Annotated in this window: 14 protein-coding genes; all 14 read right to left on the bottom strand. The window is 40.1% G+C overall.

Features of this window, described 5'->3' with window-relative positions; translation table 11 throughout:
- Positions 1-16: 16 nt before the first annotated feature.
- Positions 17-289, bottom strand: coding sequence for a hypothetical protein (locus IGI96_RS11320; protein ID WP_086339225.1), 273 nt, complete (start codon positions 287-289; stop codon positions 17-19).
- Positions 286-555 (bottom strand): DUF5415 family protein, encoded by a 270-nt coding sequence (locus IGI96_RS11315; RefSeq protein WP_086339224.1) that lies wholly within the window; start codon positions 553-555, stop codon positions 286-288. The genes IGI96_RS11320 and IGI96_RS11315 overlap by 4 nt, the downstream gene beginning before the upstream one ends.
- Before the next feature lie 16 nt (positions 556-571).
- Entirely contained in the window at positions 572-1,165 is a 594-nt protein-coding gene (locus IGI96_RS11310) for a class A sortase (RefSeq protein ID WP_086339223.1), read from the bottom strand.
- A gap of 164 nt (positions 1,166-1,329) precedes the next feature.
- Positions 1,330-5,955: a SpaA isopeptide-forming pilin-related protein gene (locus IGI96_RS11305; protein WP_438785162.1), complete on the bottom strand. Its 4,626-nt coding sequence runs from the start codon at positions 5,953-5,955 to the stop codon at positions 1,330-1,332.
- Between the two features lie 98 nt (positions 5,956-6,053).
- A complete protein-coding gene (locus IGI96_RS11300; RefSeq protein WP_438785160.1) occupies positions 6,054-7,136 on the bottom strand; it encodes a replication initiator protein A in 1,083 nt (360 codons plus the stop codon).
- Positions 7,137-8,125: 989 nt separating this feature from the next.
- On the bottom strand, positions 8,126-9,130 hold the full coding sequence (locus IGI96_RS11295; RefSeq protein WP_086339220.1) for an SIS domain-containing protein: 1,005 nt from the start codon (positions 9,128-9,130) through the stop codon (positions 8,126-8,128).
- Between the two features lie 11 nt (positions 9,131-9,141).
- Positions 9,142-10,191 carry an SIS domain-containing protein gene (locus IGI96_RS11290; protein WP_086339219.1) on the bottom strand — a complete coding sequence of 350 codons (1,050 nt, stop codon included), beginning with the start codon at positions 10,189-10,191 and terminating at the stop codon, positions 9,142-9,144.
- 12 nt (positions 10,192-10,203) lie between these two features.
- Positions 10,204-11,022, bottom strand: a complete 819-nt coding sequence (locus tag IGI96_RS11285) for a PTS system mannose/fructose/sorbose family transporter subunit IID (RefSeq protein ID WP_373193366.1) — start codon at positions 11,020-11,022, stop codon at positions 10,204-10,206.
- A complete protein-coding gene (locus IGI96_RS11280; protein WP_074934984.1) occupies positions 11,009-11,794 on the bottom strand; it encodes a PTS mannose/fructose/sorbose/N-acetylgalactosamine transporter subunit IIC in 786 nt (261 codons plus the stop codon). The genes IGI96_RS11285 and IGI96_RS11280 overlap by 14 nt, the downstream gene beginning before the upstream one ends.
- Before the next feature lie 17 nt (positions 11,795-11,811).
- Positions 11,812-12,282 carry a PTS sugar transporter subunit IIB gene (locus IGI96_RS11275; protein WP_034858201.1) on the bottom strand — a complete coding sequence of 157 codons (471 nt, stop codon included), beginning with the start codon at positions 12,280-12,282 and terminating at the stop codon, positions 11,812-11,814.
- Positions 12,283-12,292: 10 nt separating this feature from the next.
- Positions 12,293-12,712 (bottom strand): PTS sugar transporter subunit IIA, encoded by a 420-nt coding sequence (locus IGI96_RS11270; RefSeq protein ID WP_034858298.1) that lies wholly within the window; start codon positions 12,710-12,712, stop codon positions 12,293-12,295.
- Positions 12,713-12,794: 82 nt separating this feature from the next.
- The gene (locus IGI96_RS11265; protein WP_086339218.1) at positions 12,795-15,569 is read right to left on the bottom strand and encodes a sigma 54-interacting transcriptional regulator; all 2,775 of its coding nucleotides are present in this window, start codon (positions 15,567-15,569) and stop codon (positions 12,795-12,797) included.
- 305 nt (positions 15,570-15,874) lie between these two features.
- Positions 15,875-16,264 (bottom strand): DUF4430 domain-containing protein, encoded by a 390-nt coding sequence (locus IGI96_RS11260; protein ID WP_086339217.1) that lies wholly within the window; start codon positions 16,262-16,264, stop codon positions 15,875-15,877.
- An 87-nt stretch (positions 16,265-16,351) separates the two neighbouring features.
- The gene (locus IGI96_RS11255; RefSeq protein ID WP_086339216.1) at positions 16,352-18,829 is read right to left on the bottom strand and encodes a vitamin B12-dependent ribonucleotide reductase; all 2,478 of its coding nucleotides are present in this window, start codon (positions 18,827-18,829) and stop codon (positions 16,352-16,354) included.
- Positions 18,830-18,880 lie beyond the last annotated feature (51 nt).

Below are 18,880 nucleotides of genomic sequence, written 5' to 3'. Positions count from 1 at the left end.
CTTAGCCGGTACATTTTTAGAACCTTGCAGTACTTGTCATCCATTTAATAACCGTGGTGATCCCTGCAATAACACCCATCCCGACAAAGATTTTGAACATCTTTGTTTTAGCTACATCGGCAAACTTATCTGAGTACATGTACATCAACATGGCTCCTACTCCGATCACTGCTGCTACTGCTGGTGCTAATGTCTGCGCTGCTGATACTAATGAATTTAAAGAGTTAACTAAATTTGAAATTAAATCATTTTGAGGTAACACGACTAGGCTTAAGATTGTTGCTTTCATGGGTATTCGACTCCTTCTTTTTCTACATTTTTGCTTATTTCACTAGTGTTTTTTTCTTTTTTCCTACGTTCCTTTAAATCTGTGGTGATCACTTCTAATGCGGCCTCTTCAACAACGGAATGCTCCCATTGTTGATTTTTCCCTTCCATAATCTCCAGTTTTTTCGTTCTTAGGATCTCTTTCTTCCACTGATTAAAGTTCCTACCACTTTCTTCTAGTAGTTCCTTAGCGGAATCAATAATCAGGCTGGTCTTTTTTGCGGGCATTTCCTTCACTCCTCATTTACTCAATCAGTTCGGCACGAACCATTAATCGATAGTCTGTTCCCACTCGACTACCGTCACACGTTAGCAGGGTCAAATAGTGTGGTTCTTCAGGATCATCTAGCATGTATTTCCCTTCAGATTGGTGTATCACTTTGCTTTCGACGACTCGATACGTCGCTTGCTTGTCAAAATACGTTAGGTGGATCTCGTCTCCTTTAGAGACTTGTTTCAACCCGCCTAGCAGAAGTCCGCTATTCGTCATATAGTGTCCTAATAAGGCAAAGTTGCCTTTTCCGATTGATTGATTCGGTTTCACTGTACCAACACCAATGCTAATGTTTGCTTGAGTGATTCCTTCCAGTATCGGTAATTTCAACCCAATTGAAGGAATTTCGATCGTTCCCACACCAAATTGAGAAATTTGATCCTGAACATTTACATTCAATGTTCCTGGCTCTAACGTTTCTACATCCATGCCCGAATAATCTGCTGGTCTAGGCTTTATCTCGTCTTTGTTTTCCATCACAGTCAACGCTTCAGCCTGTATTTCTGCGATACTTGTTTCAAACGATCGTTGTTGCAAATACCCAATCAAGAAAAAAATAGACACAAAAAGAAAAACACCTGCAGCCCCTGCCGTTATAAGGATTCGTTTCTTTCTTTTTGCTCCCGAACGCCCTACTTTGATTACTTTTTTCTTATTAACGTCTCTCACCTCCTGACTAATAGAAAAAGGCAAAACTGGTAATCAGCTTTGCCTTTAAAACAAGAATTTTATTTGAACAGCTTTGAAAATGTTTCTTGAATCCATGTCCAAGTTGTCACGCTGCCTGCTTGTGGGATTGCCGGCGCTTCTTCAGCTGGTTTTTCAAATGTGACTGTTTGTTCCTTATTTTGTAAATCAAAGTGATCATTTACAAGTTCTGTAAGATCCTCGTCACTATACACCATGTGGGTAGCGACCAACTCGTCTCCGTCTTTCATGGTGTTTGCTGGGATCGTTACATCAAAGAGAAGTTCCTGTTCTTCTTCTCCTGTTGAAACAAAGGAAGAAATCACAGTATCAACCACTTCTTCTGTTTCTACATTGATAAATTGTGTCACAACAAAGTACTCATGGCCTTCTTTGCCGCCTAAAGCCCAAGCATAATCCGTTAATTTGTTATCAACGGTCGGATCGACCACTTTTGCTCCTGTTTCTGTTTCCGCAAAAAGTGTTTCGACTTCCAGATCCAAGCGATTGTTTTCAACTTCAATAATAATCGTTTCACCATTATTTTCAGCTGAAATCTCAAAAGCGTACTCTTCGTCATTTTCGTGATACCACTCAAGTGGTTTCGTTTCAACAAGTACATATTGACCGGTTGGTAAATCTTCAATAGCGATTTCACCATTTTCATCGGTGACGTAGGTTCCAATTACCGTCCGCGTTTCGTCCTCTAGCGTCGATTCTTCCTCTTCTGCGTCTTTATCGCCAGGTGTTTCGTCTGGTTCTTCTGCGCTTTCTGAGAGCGTTTCCGGTGCTTCTGGTGCTTCTACTTCAGATTCTTCAGTACCGTCTTCTTCTGGTGCTTGTTCCTCTTCACCTTCAGTTGTTTCGTCTTCTGGTTCTGAATCGATTTGTTTGAACTCCCCAATGCGAATCAAATCAAATTCAACACCTTGTAGTGCTTTTTGATCCATACCGTCCGTCTTGATCACTTTTACATTGGCACGTGCCAGTTTGTTTAAAATCGCGTCGGACTCTTCTTCAGCGTCTTCTTGTTCTGCTTCCCCAGTTTCGTTCGAATCGTTGTCTTGCTCTTCAGAAGCATCAGCGTCTGCTTCTGGTTCTTCTGAATCATTTTCGTTTTCTTGATCAGCTTCAACATCTGTTTCTTCAATGTTTTCGTCTTCTTCAGCTGGTTCTTCTTCATTTGGCTGTTCAGGATCTTCTTCCGACCCTTCCATTTCTGTTTGCTTAGCGGATACATGAATATCATGTGTTTGCTCGTTAGTTTCTGGCTCATAAGTGAAGAAGTATTTCGCTTCATTCAATACGTGATCAGAACCAGCGTCTACTTCTTGAAGGTATAGTTGAATCGTCTGATTTGGCAATTTCAAGCCTTCAAACGCAATAACACCTTCTTCTACGATGGTATAAGCCAACGTCGTGTCGGCTTCTAAAACAGTATCTCCGATCGTCAGTTCTTCTGCCAATCGTAAGGCAAATACTTGGCCATTGTTCGCTGCTTCGACATCGATCACTGCTTGACCTTCTGCCCAATCAACCACTACTTCTTGGTCCTTTTGGCCGTAAATATTGATATCCTGCAAGAAGTTCTCTACTTCTAGATTGCTTGAAGTGATTTCTAGTGCTTGTCCGGCATATTCGATTTCAAAAGGAATTGGATCTTCCAATAAGACGACCCCTTTTGGCGCACCCACTTCAATTAACTCATATTTTCCGATATAGAGAATTGGATCAGTAACGAAACGTCCTTCTTCATCAGTCGTCCAAACAAGATCCTCGCCATCTTCTTGTAAGAACTCGTTAGCTGGATAACGAACCGTGTTGTCTCCTGTAACGATATCTTCCGTTGGGCGAATCTTAAACTCAAAGCCGACGCCTGCATGTTGCTCAAAATCAAATTGGCTGTACTCGCCATGTTCGCTTTCTTGTGTTGAAATGGACACATTCGTTTCGACCGTTTTGTTTACTTCGACTTGACCCATTTGGTTTTTGTTCGTGATCACTACAACTACAACACCGTCTTCTTCTTCGCCGGTCACTTCGAAATAAGCGGGTTCATCAGCTAATACATAGCCCGTAGGTGCTTCGACCTCAACGGCTTTATATTTGCCAAACGCAAACCATGTAGGAAGTTGTAAGACACCTTGTTCATTGGTATAAAACACTGAATGTTCGACACCTTCAAAGTCCTTCATTTTCAATTGTTCTCCGGTCGTTTCTGAATATATTTCAAATCCAGCACGGTCACGAACGATTTCTTTGCCCGTTTCCTCATCTACTTTCACAAACCGAATCTGCGCTTCTTTCACTTTGTTTTCAATCACATAGTGGAAGTTTTGACCATGTTCTGTGATCGTAACATAGAAATCTTTGATTCCATGGTACCCTGTCGGTACTTTAGTTTCTGAAACGCGATACGTGCCGTACGGTAGTGCATCAAATTTTACATGGCCAGTTGCATCCGTCACCTTTCGTGCGACTTCTTCTTTGTTTCCAAAGTCTTGATACACCGTAAACTCAACGCCTTCTAATACCAGGGGTTGATCTGATTCGTCTTTTCCTGTGATCCAGTTCCAAGCGTTATTCCACCAGCTGTAGTTACCGATTTTGATTAAGTCAAAACCGCCAGTGATCACTTGATTTTCTTTTGTAGCATTTGCTTCAACTGCGATTTCAGCAGTTTGTCCGGCATAAGCGATCGTGAAAGGTACTGGTGTATCATCAAGCACGTATCCTTCAGGGGCTTCGACCTCAACAAAGTAATAGTTATCTAAAAGAAGATCACGAACGGTAAGCTCACCGTTTGCGTCTGTCGTATAGGTGCCTAGTTTTTCATCATCTGACGTACGGAACAAATCAAACTTTGCGCCTTCAAACGTTGCTTCCCCTTGTGGGACGTCATTTGTTTCTTTGTCACGTTTCTTCAAGACAACATTGCCTTTTTGTTCTTTATTTTCAATTGCTTGATCAACGTTTGTGATTTCCACTGTTTGTCCGGCATACTCAATTTCCACCGTCCATGTTTCTGTGTTCAGCACAAAGCCTTCAGACGCTTCGATTTCCTTCACTGTGTAGGTGCCTAAAGGCAAGTTTCTGCTTTTAGCAGTTCCTTTGGCATCTGTCGTGATCGTATCTACTAAGTTACCATTGATATCTGTACCTTCGTAAATCTCAAAGACATTTCCTGCTAAAGTATAGTTACCATTTGGCATATCTTTATCAAACTCGACACCGGATTTATCAATCGTGATCGTTCCTAGCTGCGCGCGATTATCAAACGTCGCTGTGGTCGTTTCATTCGCGCGAATCATGATTTTTTGCGGTGTTTTATTTAAGACATACCCTGTTGGGGCTTTGATTTCCTCCATCGTTACTTCTGTGTCATGCATCAAATCACGCCATTCAGCGATTCCTTGTGCATTGGTCGTAAATTCTCTGGATTGGTTGTCACTTGTAGTAAAGCGGAAAACAGCACCAGCTAATGCTTCTCCTGTTGTTTCATCTACTTTTTGAACTCGTGCATGCCCTTCTTTTAAGACTTCAATGTTTAAATGGGCCGAAAGTGGGTCATATAAATATAGTCTTGCCAGGTCTTGTGCAGATCCATGCGTATAAGCATACGCGGTACCGACTCCGGACTCACCGCTTCCATGCTTATTTAGCTGAACAGCTCCCTCAGTGTTTGAGCTAGCTGTGGCGGTGATTAATAGATCATTACCACTTTTTTCTACTCTAACCCCCGCTGTATTCGCACGTACTTCACCATTCCAAGAAGCGAAGCGATTTGTTGTATCAGGAATTCTTACTGTTTCGCCAACTTTTACTTGGATTTTTGTGTTATGCCATGACGGACGTAAGCTGTAATTCGAAATAGCTGTATTAACAGTATTTTTGAACGTGTTGTATTTCGACATACCGAAGACACCGTAATTAATGAAGCTACCACCCAATTCATCCCAAATCATCATTTGAGTGAGGGCGTAATTCTCCATACTGCGTTGGCTGTAATAACCAAAATAACCAATCAGACTCATTCGGAAACTATTACTTCCCTGTATCGCCGTTAGATCGGCTCTTGCTTCATAATTGATGCCTGCTTCAGTAAACACACCTTCTTGAATACAAAATACATCTTCGCCATCAATCTGCCAACGAATGATAATATCATGCGTATACCATGTGCCATCAGGTGTGTATCTCGCTACATTTGCAGTCATTCGACCGTTTTCTGACAAGCGATAAGTAGTACTTCTCGCAAAACTTTCCCTTTTCAGGGCTTGCCATTCTTTTGACTGTTCAGCCAGCTCTTCTTGTTCTGAGTACGAACCAAGTGAATGTAAATCTTTTTCACCTATAAAGAATTCTTTCATGTCTTCAGGAGCTTCTCTTACTTCAACATTTGGTCCATCATTTGCCTTTTGGCTCTCCCCAGTTTTTATTGGTTCGACAAAGTCTTTATTGTCTGCATCTGTGACACTTTGTTTTTCGTTATTCTGATCACTACTTTTGTTTTGATTTTCAAATTCTTTGGTTTCTTTATTATCAGTTGAACTCTCTGAAATACAGTCAACAACCGATTCTGCGAAAATCTCCACTGGTAAACTCGTAGTAAGCACAAATGCTATGAAAAACAAACTGATTATCTTTCGCCATTTCTTTATTTTCATAATATCCCCCTAAAAAAAAGACTAATGATTTCTCATTCGTCTTAATTAAAATTATTCTATCTGACTAGACTACCTAATTTAGTATGGACTAATCTCCTTCAAAAAATTAAATTTTCAATTCTATTCTTCATACCTTCAGCAAAATACCCCAAAAAATATTCGGAGTTTCTACAGTTATGCTGAGTATAGTCGAGCTGCTTCTCAAAAACTTCTCTAAACAAGATTTCTAATGACGTTTTACCATATAAATGCATATGAGCTGTTAATTTTTCATTACCATGGTCACGTTCAAAAAGTAATAATTGCCAACAGTTGTCTAAAGAGTTGATAATTTGATACTCTACCTCTGTACTACACTTTTTTTCCGACAACAATCGTTGAGCATATTTCCGAATAACAGAATTATTACCTAATAATCTTTCACTTTCTCTTTTTAAGTTCTCTTCGTCTTTTTTTATATTATTATTTTTGTTTATATTAATATCATTAGGATCGTTTTTGCCGACTTTAAGAAGTCTGTTAACCCTATTTCTAGAAATCGGTTTTTCCGTCTTCCCAGTTTCATCAAAGATTTCTTGGAAGTCTGCTTTTCCGACTTCCTTAGTTAACAAACAGCTTTTACCATCATCGTACTTCTGAATTAAAGAAATTCGATACTTTTTCAGAAAATATTTGATATTACCAATATCACAATGAAAGTTTTGTGCTAAGCCCAGAATGCAGTTATTCTCAAATTCCTCAAAACATTCACTTTGACAAACTTTCTCGTTCTCAATAATTCTTCTATCGATTTCCTTTATCATTAATGATTTAGAAATAAATTTTCGTATATCTGTGTTTAAATCAATTAGATGCAAATAAGTTTTATTTACTAGATTTCTCCCTTGCCTTTTTTCAGATAGAAGATCAAATGCTATTAGCTCTTTTTTTATTTTTATAGTCTTATCTCTTCCCCATCCCATAAAAAAACACACTTCATCTATGGAAAAAAGAAAGTAAATATCACCATTTACATCTGTCCATTTATTTTGGATTGAGATCTCTGCTCTGTCCTGATAGACTGCGTAAAGTAATTTTGCATCGGAAGTTAATTTTTCATACTTTTTTCCTTGAATCAATAGTTTGGGAACTCTATAAAAATTTCCCTGCTGATAAACTGATATATTGAGTTTTCTTTCCAATTTCTTTTATCACCTATCTTTATTCCTACATACTGGTTAATAGCTAAATATAATGATGTTTTTTAAAAAAAACTTTTTTTGTTAGAATCGTTTTCCATCATGCCAACAATTTTCTTGTTTATTTCTGTATTTCTTCTTTTACTCTTTATATTTATGTTTATTAACTAGTATTAAAACAAACCTAAAAGCCTTGGTATACCTAATAAAATTCAACACATCCAAAGCATTTTCAAACTAAATAAAACTATTAATTATTTAACTCTTAATCAGCGGGTCGCGGGTTCGAACCCCTCACGGCCCATTGGGTGCCAAACCCACGGAACAGGTAAATGTTGGTGCGAAAGCATTTCGAAAACATTTATGCTGTTCCATTTTTTTGTTTATTTTTATTATCTTGAAAAGATGCACAAGGGTTTTCTTCTTCACTGTTGATCGTTCGGAAGATTACATGACTATCTTTAACACTCATCTCTATCCCCCAAAAACACTTCGCTTCTAAGTAGTTCAGCTATGTTCTTTTCAAGAATCAAAATAATTCGGTCTAACTTCTTAGGAAGAACGCCCACTTTTCAGACGTCTTTCAACGATAGATTGCTGCCATTTTTTACAAATATTAGAAACCTTTTGATTCAGCCTCCCTCTTTTTCCCGTTAACTTTAAACTAACTTAATTGCACTTCGTTAGTTTATTATCATCCAGAAGGTATTAGATTTTAGTAACTGTTTAAGTCCTTTCAAATTCTTTCCCTTTTTCTTTTCTTTTCTTTTTGCTCCTCCAATAAATACCAAAAAAGCGTTCCATCAACATTTGGTTAACGAAACGCTCTATACATTGTTAAATTAAGAATTCAGGTGTTCTTCATTTATGGTGTTTAAGAATAGATCACTTTTTCTTATTCAGATAGCTTCCCTATCCACTCCATAGAAACATTATATTTCAGTGTTCTTTTGGGTTATCTTTCTATCAATCCTCTTCCTCTTGGTTTTCTGTCAGTATTCAAATTGGCGATAGTAGCGCCGAATTTCCATTGGGTGACAATTCATTTGTTCGACATAGGCATCAATGCGCTGCGTCACACAATGCATCAATAAGTGCGATAACACTCGGCCGCGATATTTTTCACTGATTCCTGAAATAGGATAGTCCTTGGTATCGATCAATGTATAGTTTCCACAAATCCTTGGCAATAATTTAGCAACTCTTTCTGATAATGGGCGCTGCTCGTCTTCTCCCAAAAACACTGTGACAGGTGTGGTTTCGTCAACGATTTCTAAGGTTCCGTGAAGAAACTCAGCAGCATGGATCGATTTTGAACGCAACCAGCTTTGTTCTTCCCAGTAGCACATGGCGTAAGAATAGACTGCACCCCATTGATTTCCTGCACCGATGAAATAATGCATCGCATCATGACGATGCTGCTCCGCAAACGCTCGCCCAAATTCATCCGCCTGTTTCTCGGCCTCCACTAATCCTTTCGCTAAATATTGATCCAATTCTTGATAGTAGGCGTCGTAATCAGGAAAATCTCCGTGATTTTTCATTAACCGATCTGCCACCATAAAAAATTTAATTTGTTCTGTTCCTGGTGCAGGATACGTAATGACATGGTCACATTGTTCTGCTAAGATACTGCCTTTTGTATCAATAAATCCTAATAATGTCGCTCCTACTTTTTTGATTTCTGCGACAGCTTTTACCACTTCTTGTGTGGTTCCGGTAACAGAGGACAAGATGACTAATGAGTCTTTCGTCAATCGACGGTTGCCGGTTGTATAGTATTCTGCCGCATGTTGGACATAAACTGGTAAATCGCTTTTTCCATTGATGTAAGTAACTGCTTGCATGGCCGAAGCATAGGTACCGCCAATTCCTAGATAATAGATCGCATCAAAGCCTTTTTCGTCAAGGGCATCGACTAATTTTTCAATTTCTGGACGTAGATCTAACATTCCTTGAATATCGTCAATTTGTTGTTGTTCATTAAATTTCAGCATCTTTTCCACCTCTAAATTTTACTTTTTAGCACTTGATCAAAGTCATCAAAAATACGTTTACTCAAATTGATCCCTTTAGCAGCAGCCCCGAGATAGGAGAAAATTTGGAACGGAATAACTAAGAGCAAAGAAGAAAACGTTTCTTCACATGCAACATCCAGCCCAAGTGTATCGGAATTTTTTGCCGTTGCTGTGGTAATCGTATAAGCTTTTCCCACATAAGAAGCGATATAATCATGCAATAGTTGGGATCTTGATTGATTTAGACTAGGAGCTTCAATAAAGAAAAGCACATGTTCATGGTTTGCTTCAAGATATGGTCCGTGCATATATGCTTCCAATTCAAATCCTTGAGAAGGGACTCGTAGGGTTTCGGTAAACTTCGTTTCAAATTCTTTAGCGGTTCCCCAGTTTGGTCCATAACCGACTGCTACAAAACGGTTCGCTAATTTAAAAATACTTGCGTTTTTCTCAAAAAAATCAATTGTTTTATCGATAACTTGAGGAATGGCCTCGATCATCTCCCCTAACTGACTTTTGATAGTCGACACTTGGTCGTCGGATAATATACCTTTGCTGTAACCAATAGATACCCCTATTAAATAGAGTTGCAATACCGTTGCTACATATCCTTTTGTCACGAATCCAACGGTCTCGATCCCAGTTCCTAGATCAATGCTTTCGTTAACTTTTTGAGCAAGGGGACTTTCGGGATCACTGCTTAAACCGATCGTATAAATATCTTGCTTGGACAACTGCGCCACTGCATCTATCGTAGAAGCACTTTTTCCGCTTTGCGAAACCGCCAAAACTGTCTCGATTTCTTTAGAAAGATGGCCGTAATGATTAAAGTGGTATGGTTCTTCAATCGTGACAGTGATCTGCGCTAATTTCTCCATTGCATACTTTGCTGCTAAACAGGCATTGGCAGAAGAGCCCGTTGCCAAAATCAATAAATTCTCGATTGCAGCTCTTTTTTCTTCTTTTTTAGGAACAAACCCCTGCAAGATCTCAACTAACGTTGCTTGCTCTTCTTGTATATAATCCATCATCGTTGCCACAACAATTCCTCCTTAAAAAAGTCCAATCAAGGATCCTAAAATACCTACGACTGCTAGTCCCAGCAGAATAATCAGCGGTTTGACTTCTTTTTTCAAAAGATAAAAGACAGCACCAAATGCACCCAATGACAAAATTTTCGGAACGATATCATCAAAGATGCTTTGAACTGTAACTGCATTCTCCCCTGAACCAATCTGCAACGGAATGTTGATATCGATCATCGTAGCGGTCATTCCACCTACGACCATCAACCCAATGATGGCAGCCCCATAGGTTAAGCTTTCCATCAAACCGTTTTCCTGAATTTTCTTTAAAAATCCTGTCCCAAGTTTATAACCCCAACCAGTCGCAAAATAGCGAAATAGTAGATGAGGCACATTAAAAATCAGCAGAAACAGAATAGGACCTAGGATATTTCCTTGTAATGCCAATGAAGTTCCTACCCCAGTAGCAATTAGCCGCAACGTTCCCCAAAAGAAGGAATCACCGATTCCCGCTAAAGGTCCCATCAAAGAGGTCTTGATGTTTTCGATTGCTGAAGAATCAAAATTGGGATCACTGACATTTTCTTCTTCCATCGCCGCATTGATTCCTAAAATAAGCGTGACGATATGCGGGGTCGTGTTGAAAAATTCCAGGTGCCGTTTCAACGCATCGGCCATCGATTCTTTTGTTTTGTAGAGTTTCTTTAAAATCGGAATCATTGCATAGACATAAGCTAGGTTCATCTGCCGCTCATAGTTCCATGAGAACTCCATTTGAAACGAACGCCAGAAGACACGATTCAACTCTTTTTTAGTAATTTCTGGTTTCTCATTAGAAGTCTTCATCATCATCTAATACCTCCCCTGAAGTCATTTGAACAGATTGCCCTTGTCCGCGAAAGTTTCTCAAGTTAACAACTACAACAGCTGTTATCGCACCAAAAATTGCAATCCCTGTAACAGGAATCTCTAAATAAGCTGCTAATGCAAACCCTAAAAAGAAATAAGGAGCAACTTGTTTGTTAATCAGTAATCTAGCCAACATGGCAAACCCTAGGGCTGGGATCAAGCCAGTTGCGACTGATAATCCATTCTGTACAAAGGACGGAATCATCTCTAACAACTTACTCATCGTATTGCTGCCCACCATGAAGGAAATCGTCACTACAAGGGCTAACATCAAAGACAAGCCAAAACCGGCTAATAAGTGCATTCGTTCCACACCTTTGTAGTTCCCCTCTGTCGCGTATAAATCAGCTTTTTGATTCATCATAGGGATAAGCAGTCCTAAGTATACATTTTTCAGAATCAGCGTTAATGTTGCGATTGGAAGTCCTAATAGTAAAGCCGTCTCCGTTCCTGCTCCTGCTGTAATTGCGAATGCTGTGCCAAGAATTCCTCCTGTTACAACATCTGGCGGAATAGAAGCACCTACAGAAAACGAACCAATAAAAGCTAATTCCAGTGTAGCCCCCATAATAATTCCTGTGCTTATGTCCCCTAATACGATTCCTGTAAACAACCCTGTGACAATCGGACGCGACAGTAATGACGTCCCTAATGCGTATTCAGACTGCGCAATAAATGCAACAATTCCAAGTAATATTGCTTGCAGCATCTCTTTTGCTCCTTTCTCTATAAAACATCTTCAACAGCGACTTTTTTATCCGAAGGTACTTGACGGATATCGACAGCGATTCCTTTAGCGACCATTTTCTTGAGAAGTTCTTCTTCTTCTGGTAATACATTGACTGCTTTGCCAATATTTTTAGAGCCTTCTTTGGCTTTGATTCCACCTAGATTGATTTCGTCGATCTCTGGATAGTTTTCTGCTAACTTATACGCATCTTTGATGGAATCAACTACGATGAATAATTTGTATTTATCCGTCACACCACTTTGTAGGGCATGAATTGAATCCTCAATTGATTTGATCACCAGTTTTACGCCTTGCGGTTTTGCTAATTTGATTGTTGTTTTACGTATGTCGTTTGTTGGCACATCGTCATTGGCAATCAAAATGCAGTCCGCGCCTAAATTTTGTGTCCAAGAAAATGCGACCTGCCCGTGTAATAGTCGATGGTCGACTCGTGTCAAAATAATCATATCGTCCCTCCTAAAATTCTTCTTCTTCGATTTCTTTTGCTGCACTATCATTGCAAAATTGGATCATATTTTTGGAATTTGCCAACGTTTGGCGGATCGTTTCTGAGATTACACCTCCTCCATTAAGTTGTGTCGTCAATTCAATCAACAATGGCAAATTCAAACCTGCGATTAAATAAAAATTGGGTTGTTTGATGTAACGTAAAAATTCATTGTTTACGCTGCCGCCAAAAATATCTGTGATAACGATCATTTCATGCTCTTTATATGTTTCCATCAATGTATCCACAGTTACCGTTAGATCAAATGCTTCATGAACGTAACAGTCAATGGCAATAACTGATTGTTTATTTCCGCAAATAAGCTCTAACGAATGTAAGATTCCTGATGCAAATCGCCCGTGTGATGCTAAAATAACGATTTGTTTCACTGCTTTCACCTCACTTTGCTCCAAGTTACACCTTACTAAATGCAAAAAGCGTGCCAAAATAGCGGCACGCTTTTCTTATCGCTTAAAAATCTGCTTCATCCATTGAGGAATCCGTATTTCCGAATAAAACATCGTAGATATAACAAACTTCAGATTCAGGTATTCCGACACTGTAAACCTTTTCAATGACACTAAACGCTTTTTTGATCTCATTCAGCTGCTTTTCATGACACTGGAGTAATGTGTCGCTGGCATGATAATGCTCAATGGCTTCGTTTCGAATAAGACGTTCAATTAAGCAACTCGTATGGACAAACAACGCAAGTTTGCGATCATTGGCGATCCGCTGCTGCAGCATGCGCTCCAGTTCCCCCACAAACAATTCCATTTGGGAAATCACTTTTTCAGTGTCTAGAATCGTCACTGATTGAATGACTCGATCCAAAGAAAAGTTTCTTACTAATTGATTGTTCACGTATGCGATCATCTCTTCATCCAATTCTTCCTTCAACCAACTTAACAGTTTCTCTGTTCCAGCACCCGAAATCAGTTCTTCTAAAGAAATAAAGGGAGCCAGCTCTTGGCGAGGTCTATTGGTTCCCACAACACCAACAATGTCATAGGAAGTCAATGTCTGCTTCACCTGTTCACTATTTTCCAAATGGTTGAATTCATAAGGAAGAATCCGAATCTTCAACTGATCAGGAATACTCTTCTCTAATAAATTTGAGATTTGTACGGCGGTTCCAAGACCTGTTGAACAAGTTGTAATAACAACTTTCTCTTTTTTCAATTTCGGAAGAATGATTTCCCATTCGTTTTGGTGGTAATCACTTACCCGTTCTGGAATCTCCCTAAACGAAATCTTCTGCTGAATACATTCTCCAACAGCGATGGCTACACTTGTCGTTACATTGTTCATCATGACGATCGGTACCGTCAATTCTGGAATATATTGATAGACTTCTTTCAAAGAACCCATGTCGAATAAGACAACGAGTCCATTAGATACATCGTTTTTCTGAATATATGCGGTGACCCTTTCCGCAATTTGCTTAGGAGTGACCTCTAAGGGCATATCGAAAGACTGAAAAACCGATTCATTCAGTAAGCGGTTGGCGACGTTTGCGATACTGCTGGCGGTTGCATAGCCATGGGCCACTATGATGCTTCGTGGAAGCAGCGATTCTTTGGAATACCCCATATCATTGATATAAAGCGTAAAAATGATTCGGTCCATACTCGTTAGCTCAATATCCAATGCGTTTTGCACTAAGCCTATCAGATTTTCGGTGTAGCGATCACTTGTAGAATAATGCTTCTTAACACTTTTCAACAGGTTTTCTGTCAATAAAAGTTTATCTTGATCATCTGGCAGCCACTCCACATTCCTGCGCAACCACAAATAATAACTAATCGTATAAACCATACTGCCGTTAAAGCTGATTTGGAAAGAATGCTCGATTTGCTCCATCATTCGCTGGACATGCTCTGTCACAAAAATCATTGTCCGCTGCTTTTGTTCCTGCTTATGGTCAAACAATAAATTTTCAAACAGTCTTTCAATCACTTTAGAAATAGGCGAGGCAGCTGCTGAAAAGTCCTGTCCCGCTTGGACATAATTGAGCAAGATCTGTTCATACGTTTGAATGATCTTTTGCTGTTCTGGCTCACTTTCCGCAGTCAGCTGCTGAATTTGAGTTTGTCCATCAATAAGGATCGGCTGCATCATCGCTAATTCATTGGGTTCCTCTGTCAATTGCAATAACTGTTCTGGTAAATGATACACAGTGACCGCTATTTTTTTTACTTCCCGTTTTAGACTGGCTGTATAGCTTTTGGCTGTAATAATTTTGATCGTACTTTTCAATTCGCCGACATTCCCAGAAAAATGACTAGTCGTTAATATTTCGATCACTTGGGGCGAGAGCTCCAATGGTAAGCCGATGCGTTTTTGCTCGTCAAAGAATGCTTGCAAGATCAGCTGTTTCCGTTCGGAAATTGTCCGTTCTTCCAAAGCGGGCAGTGTTGCTTGAATCGGGATTCGTCGCAAAAAGGTTGTTAGAAATGTTTGTTTCAGATCTTCGGTTGTTGCAAACACTAGCCGACAATCCAATGGGATCGACCGCCCCGTATCCCCCATTCGATAAATGACGCCTTGGTCTAGAAAAGTGAATAATTTTTCCTGACCTTCTGCATTCAGTCGATGAACTTCATCGAGGAAGAGGACCCCGCCGTTTGCTGCTTCAAATGCACCGCCACGATCTTCTTCTGCCCCAGTGAAGGCACCTTTCACATGTCCAAATAAATTGCTCGTCAATAACTCTTGATTGTTGGCATACTGCGCGCAATTGATCGTGATCAACGGAGCATCGCTGTCTAATAATTCATTTGCCACACAATAATGATGGAACATTTTTACAAGAAAACTCTTCCCAGTTCCACTTTCTCCCGTCAGCAAGAAGGGAAGTCCGCCATTTGGATAGAAAGCTGCCATCTTGATCTGTTCAATGACTTCTGCTAGACTGCCTTTGCTGCCGATCACACTGGAAAAAAAATCTTCTTTTTGATCAAAAAAGGGCTTTTCTGCCGCCACAGCAGCCAGACTATCATATACGTTTTTTGTTAAAGGATAATTTTGGATTTCAAATGCCTGCTTATGGAAAAAATACACTGGCCGGGTCGCAATTTTGACTAGTCGACCTTCTTCCGTTAACTGATTTAAATAGTGACTGATCGTGTTTCTCTTGACTGAAAACTTCTCAGCAATATCCTTCGCAGTAAAGACATCGCTTACATTTTCGGTAGAGAAAAAAGCTGTTTGATTTTGTAAGTAAGCAAGTAATTGTTCCTTCATCGCCGTTCTCCTTGTCCTCTTTATCTGATTATCATATCTTAAAAAGATCAGAGAAGCTAGACAACTTGTAGTAGATTGATCGTTTTTTCAAAACACGCAAAAAGCAGCATCCTAAGTAATGGCTGCCGCTTTTTATTTTTTATAAATAATACTTCTACGACCAATAGATAATATTTCTATCATTCGTTCTGATTCATTTCTATTTGCTAAAAATTATTAATTTCAATATGATTGCGCTATTCACCTCTTTTCTTTCCCCCTAACTCTTTACCATTGTACTAGCAGAGGCTCGTAGTCCCGCCAAATCAGAATGCTTTCAAATCAAATGTGATGTTGTCATTGTTCTTTAAAAACAAAGCTTGTGCCCCTTTATCGGTCATTTCGTCATTGACGGTATAGACCCAAAATAGATTGGCTTTTTGATCTTGACTGATGCCGTCAATAGAGGTGATAAAGCCATCTTTTTCTTTGATCGCAAAGTTTTCTTTCATTACTTCCAGCAGCGACTCATTTTCTCGGAACGTTACTTCTTTTGAGGTCACAGCTTCTTGATTTTGGATGACGATCGTAGCTGTTCCTTGTTCTTGCTTCAAGGAACTTTGCTGCGTGCTTTCTGGCGTTACACTTGCCTGTTGGCATCCTGTAGCGACAAGTAGTGTGCTCACTAGCATGAATACGACAAATACTTTTTTCATCTATTTCTTCCTCTCCAATAGTCAAAATACTAATCGTTTTTCTATCCAGTATGCGGATAAGAGTTATTTTATCAATCTCGTTTTTTCTTAGAGCCCGCATTTTAATTGGATTTTACAGTTTGTGCAGGTACTGCAGCCGCCGATTTCCTCAATGGTTCCCTCATGGCAGATGGGACAGATTTCACCAGAGGCGACGGGTTCATCTACTTGAACGACAGACAGCGGTTCAACTTGTGCGGTCAGCTCATTTTCAACCGCTTCTAAGGTAAGTACTTGTGAATCTCGGCTGCCGTCTACATAGACGGTCCCTCCTTTGGCTCCTCCTTCATAAAGATCTCGATAAACCTTGGCTACTTGGCTTACTGTATATCCTTTTGGTGCATTGACCGTTTTTGAAATGGAGCTATCCACCCAGCGTTGTATGGTACATTGCACACCGACATGCTCTTCGGGCGTCAACTCCATAGCGGAAATGAACCATGCCGGCAACTCCGCTTTGGTTCGTTCAGGATGATCCATCAGGTATTCGTCAACGATTTCCGCATTGATTTCAATAAACTTACCTAGTCGACCGCTTCTAAAATAAGAAAAGGAGTAGTAAGGTTCTAAACCAGTTGAAACTCCCGTCATCGTGCCTGTCGATCCTGTTGGCGCAACAGTCAAAAGATGAGAGTTGCGAATACCGAATCGCAGCACGCCTTCGCGGATGTGCGCTGGCATTTTTTTCATGTATCCTGTATCGATAAATTTCTTCCGCAACGCTTGCGTCTCTTGGTCATTTTTTCCAATCAGGAAGGGAAAGCTGCCTTTTTCTTTCGCCAATTCAATGGATGCCTCATAGGCAGTGACTGCCATTGCCTCGAAAATTTGATCAACGAATTGATTTCCTTCTGCCGATCCGTATTTTTTCCCGCAGTAGATCAATAAATCTGCCAAGCCCATGATCCCTAATCCAACACGTCTTTCCCCTTTCGCCTGCTGCTCATTTTTGTCAAAAAAGTAAGGCGTTACGTCAATAACATTGTCTTGGAAACGAACCGCTGTTTTCACGGTTTCTTTTAGTTTGGCAAAATCAACGGTGCCCTTTTGGTGATCCGCCATGTTTGCGAGATTGATGGCTGCCAAGTTACAGACCGCATAAGGGGTTAGGGGCTGTTCACCGCACGGATTGGTTGCCACGACTTTTTGTCCGTATGCTGTAGCATTCGTCATCTTGTTGGCATTATCGATAAAGAAAATACCTGGCTCAGCAGAATACGTTGCACAAAAAGTAATCAACTCCCATAACTCACGAGCTTTGATCCTTTGATAGGTTTTGACTTTATGACCAGCAGCTGCCCATTCTCGCACATCCCCGACTTCAGCCCACTTTGCATCATATTGCGCCATCTCTGCTTCTGAATAATTGTCGATATCTGGAAAGCGTAGCTCATACCACCCATCTGTCTTCACTGCTTCCATGAATTCTTCTGTCAAGCAGACTGAGATATTCGCGCCAGTTAAGAAATCACTTTCTTTCACCGTATAGCTGCCACCTATGCGCAATTTTTCTTTTGCCTTTTGGATCATGTCATTATGTTCCTTATCTGACGATTCAGGCAGTTGTGCTAGATAAGTGAACATTCTTTCTTCCATTTTTGTCAGAGGGTCAAATTGCAGTTTTTCATTGATCAGTTGTTTGATCGTCGCATTTGTGATTGTTTTTTTTAGGTGAAGCAATACAGCAGGATTTTGAATTTTAGAAAGAATAAACGCAAAAATATCTGGATGCCAATCTGCCATCATAATCATCTGCGCTCCACGGCGGCTACCTCCTTGTTCGACAAGGTTCGTCAAGTTTGCCAAATCATTCAACCAAGAAACTGCCCCAGAAGACCGACCACTGACACCGTGGACCACACTTGATTTTGGTCGCAAGGTCGACCCATTGGTTCCGACCCCGCCACCTCGACTCATGATTTCCATAACTTCTTGTCGATGAACAGCAATCCCTTTTCGGGAATCATGGATGAAAGGCATCACAAAGCAATTGAAGTAGGTAACTTGAGAATTTGTTCCTGCTCCATAAAGTACTCTGCCTGCGGGAATTAGGTTTTGCGCTACGATTTGTTGGTAAAACGCCTCGAAGAAGCGCTCCTGGTCATGGGACTCGTTGGCAGAAATCCCTTTGGCTACACGATGCGCCACTTGCTCAAAAAAGAGTTCTAATGGTTTTTCAATGTCACTTTTTCTTCTTTTAACAAGTCCATTTGCTTGTTCATCAATATCTTCTAACGCTGAGCGATAGGCCTCTTCCACTTCGATAGAGACTAGTTCCCCATCGATTGCTTTCACAACACCGATTCCTCTTGCAGGATATTTAGGATCAGCTTTCGTTGTCAAAATCACCAAATCATCCTTACGCAATGTATGATGGGTTTGATCCTTGTATGAATAACGATCCAGCATAATCAAACGAGCGATTCCCTCAAATGTTTGGGTCATTTCTGGTGTAATCGCCGAAACTTCTTGGAACAACTTGATATCCTCGTTCAAATTCTCAATCGTTTGTTTTTTGTATTCCATTTCTTTCCCTCGCCTTCTAAAACACAACATATTGTGCTCGTTTTTAATTAT

Origin of the sequence: Enterococcus sp. DIV0421, from assembly GCF_051713745.1 — a bacterium.
In the GTDB taxonomy this organism is placed as follows: domain Bacteria; phylum Bacillota; class Bacilli; order Lactobacillales; family Enterococcaceae; genus Enterococcus_D; species Enterococcus_D casseliflavus.
This window is presented reverse-complemented; position numbering and strand designations above follow the sequence as displayed.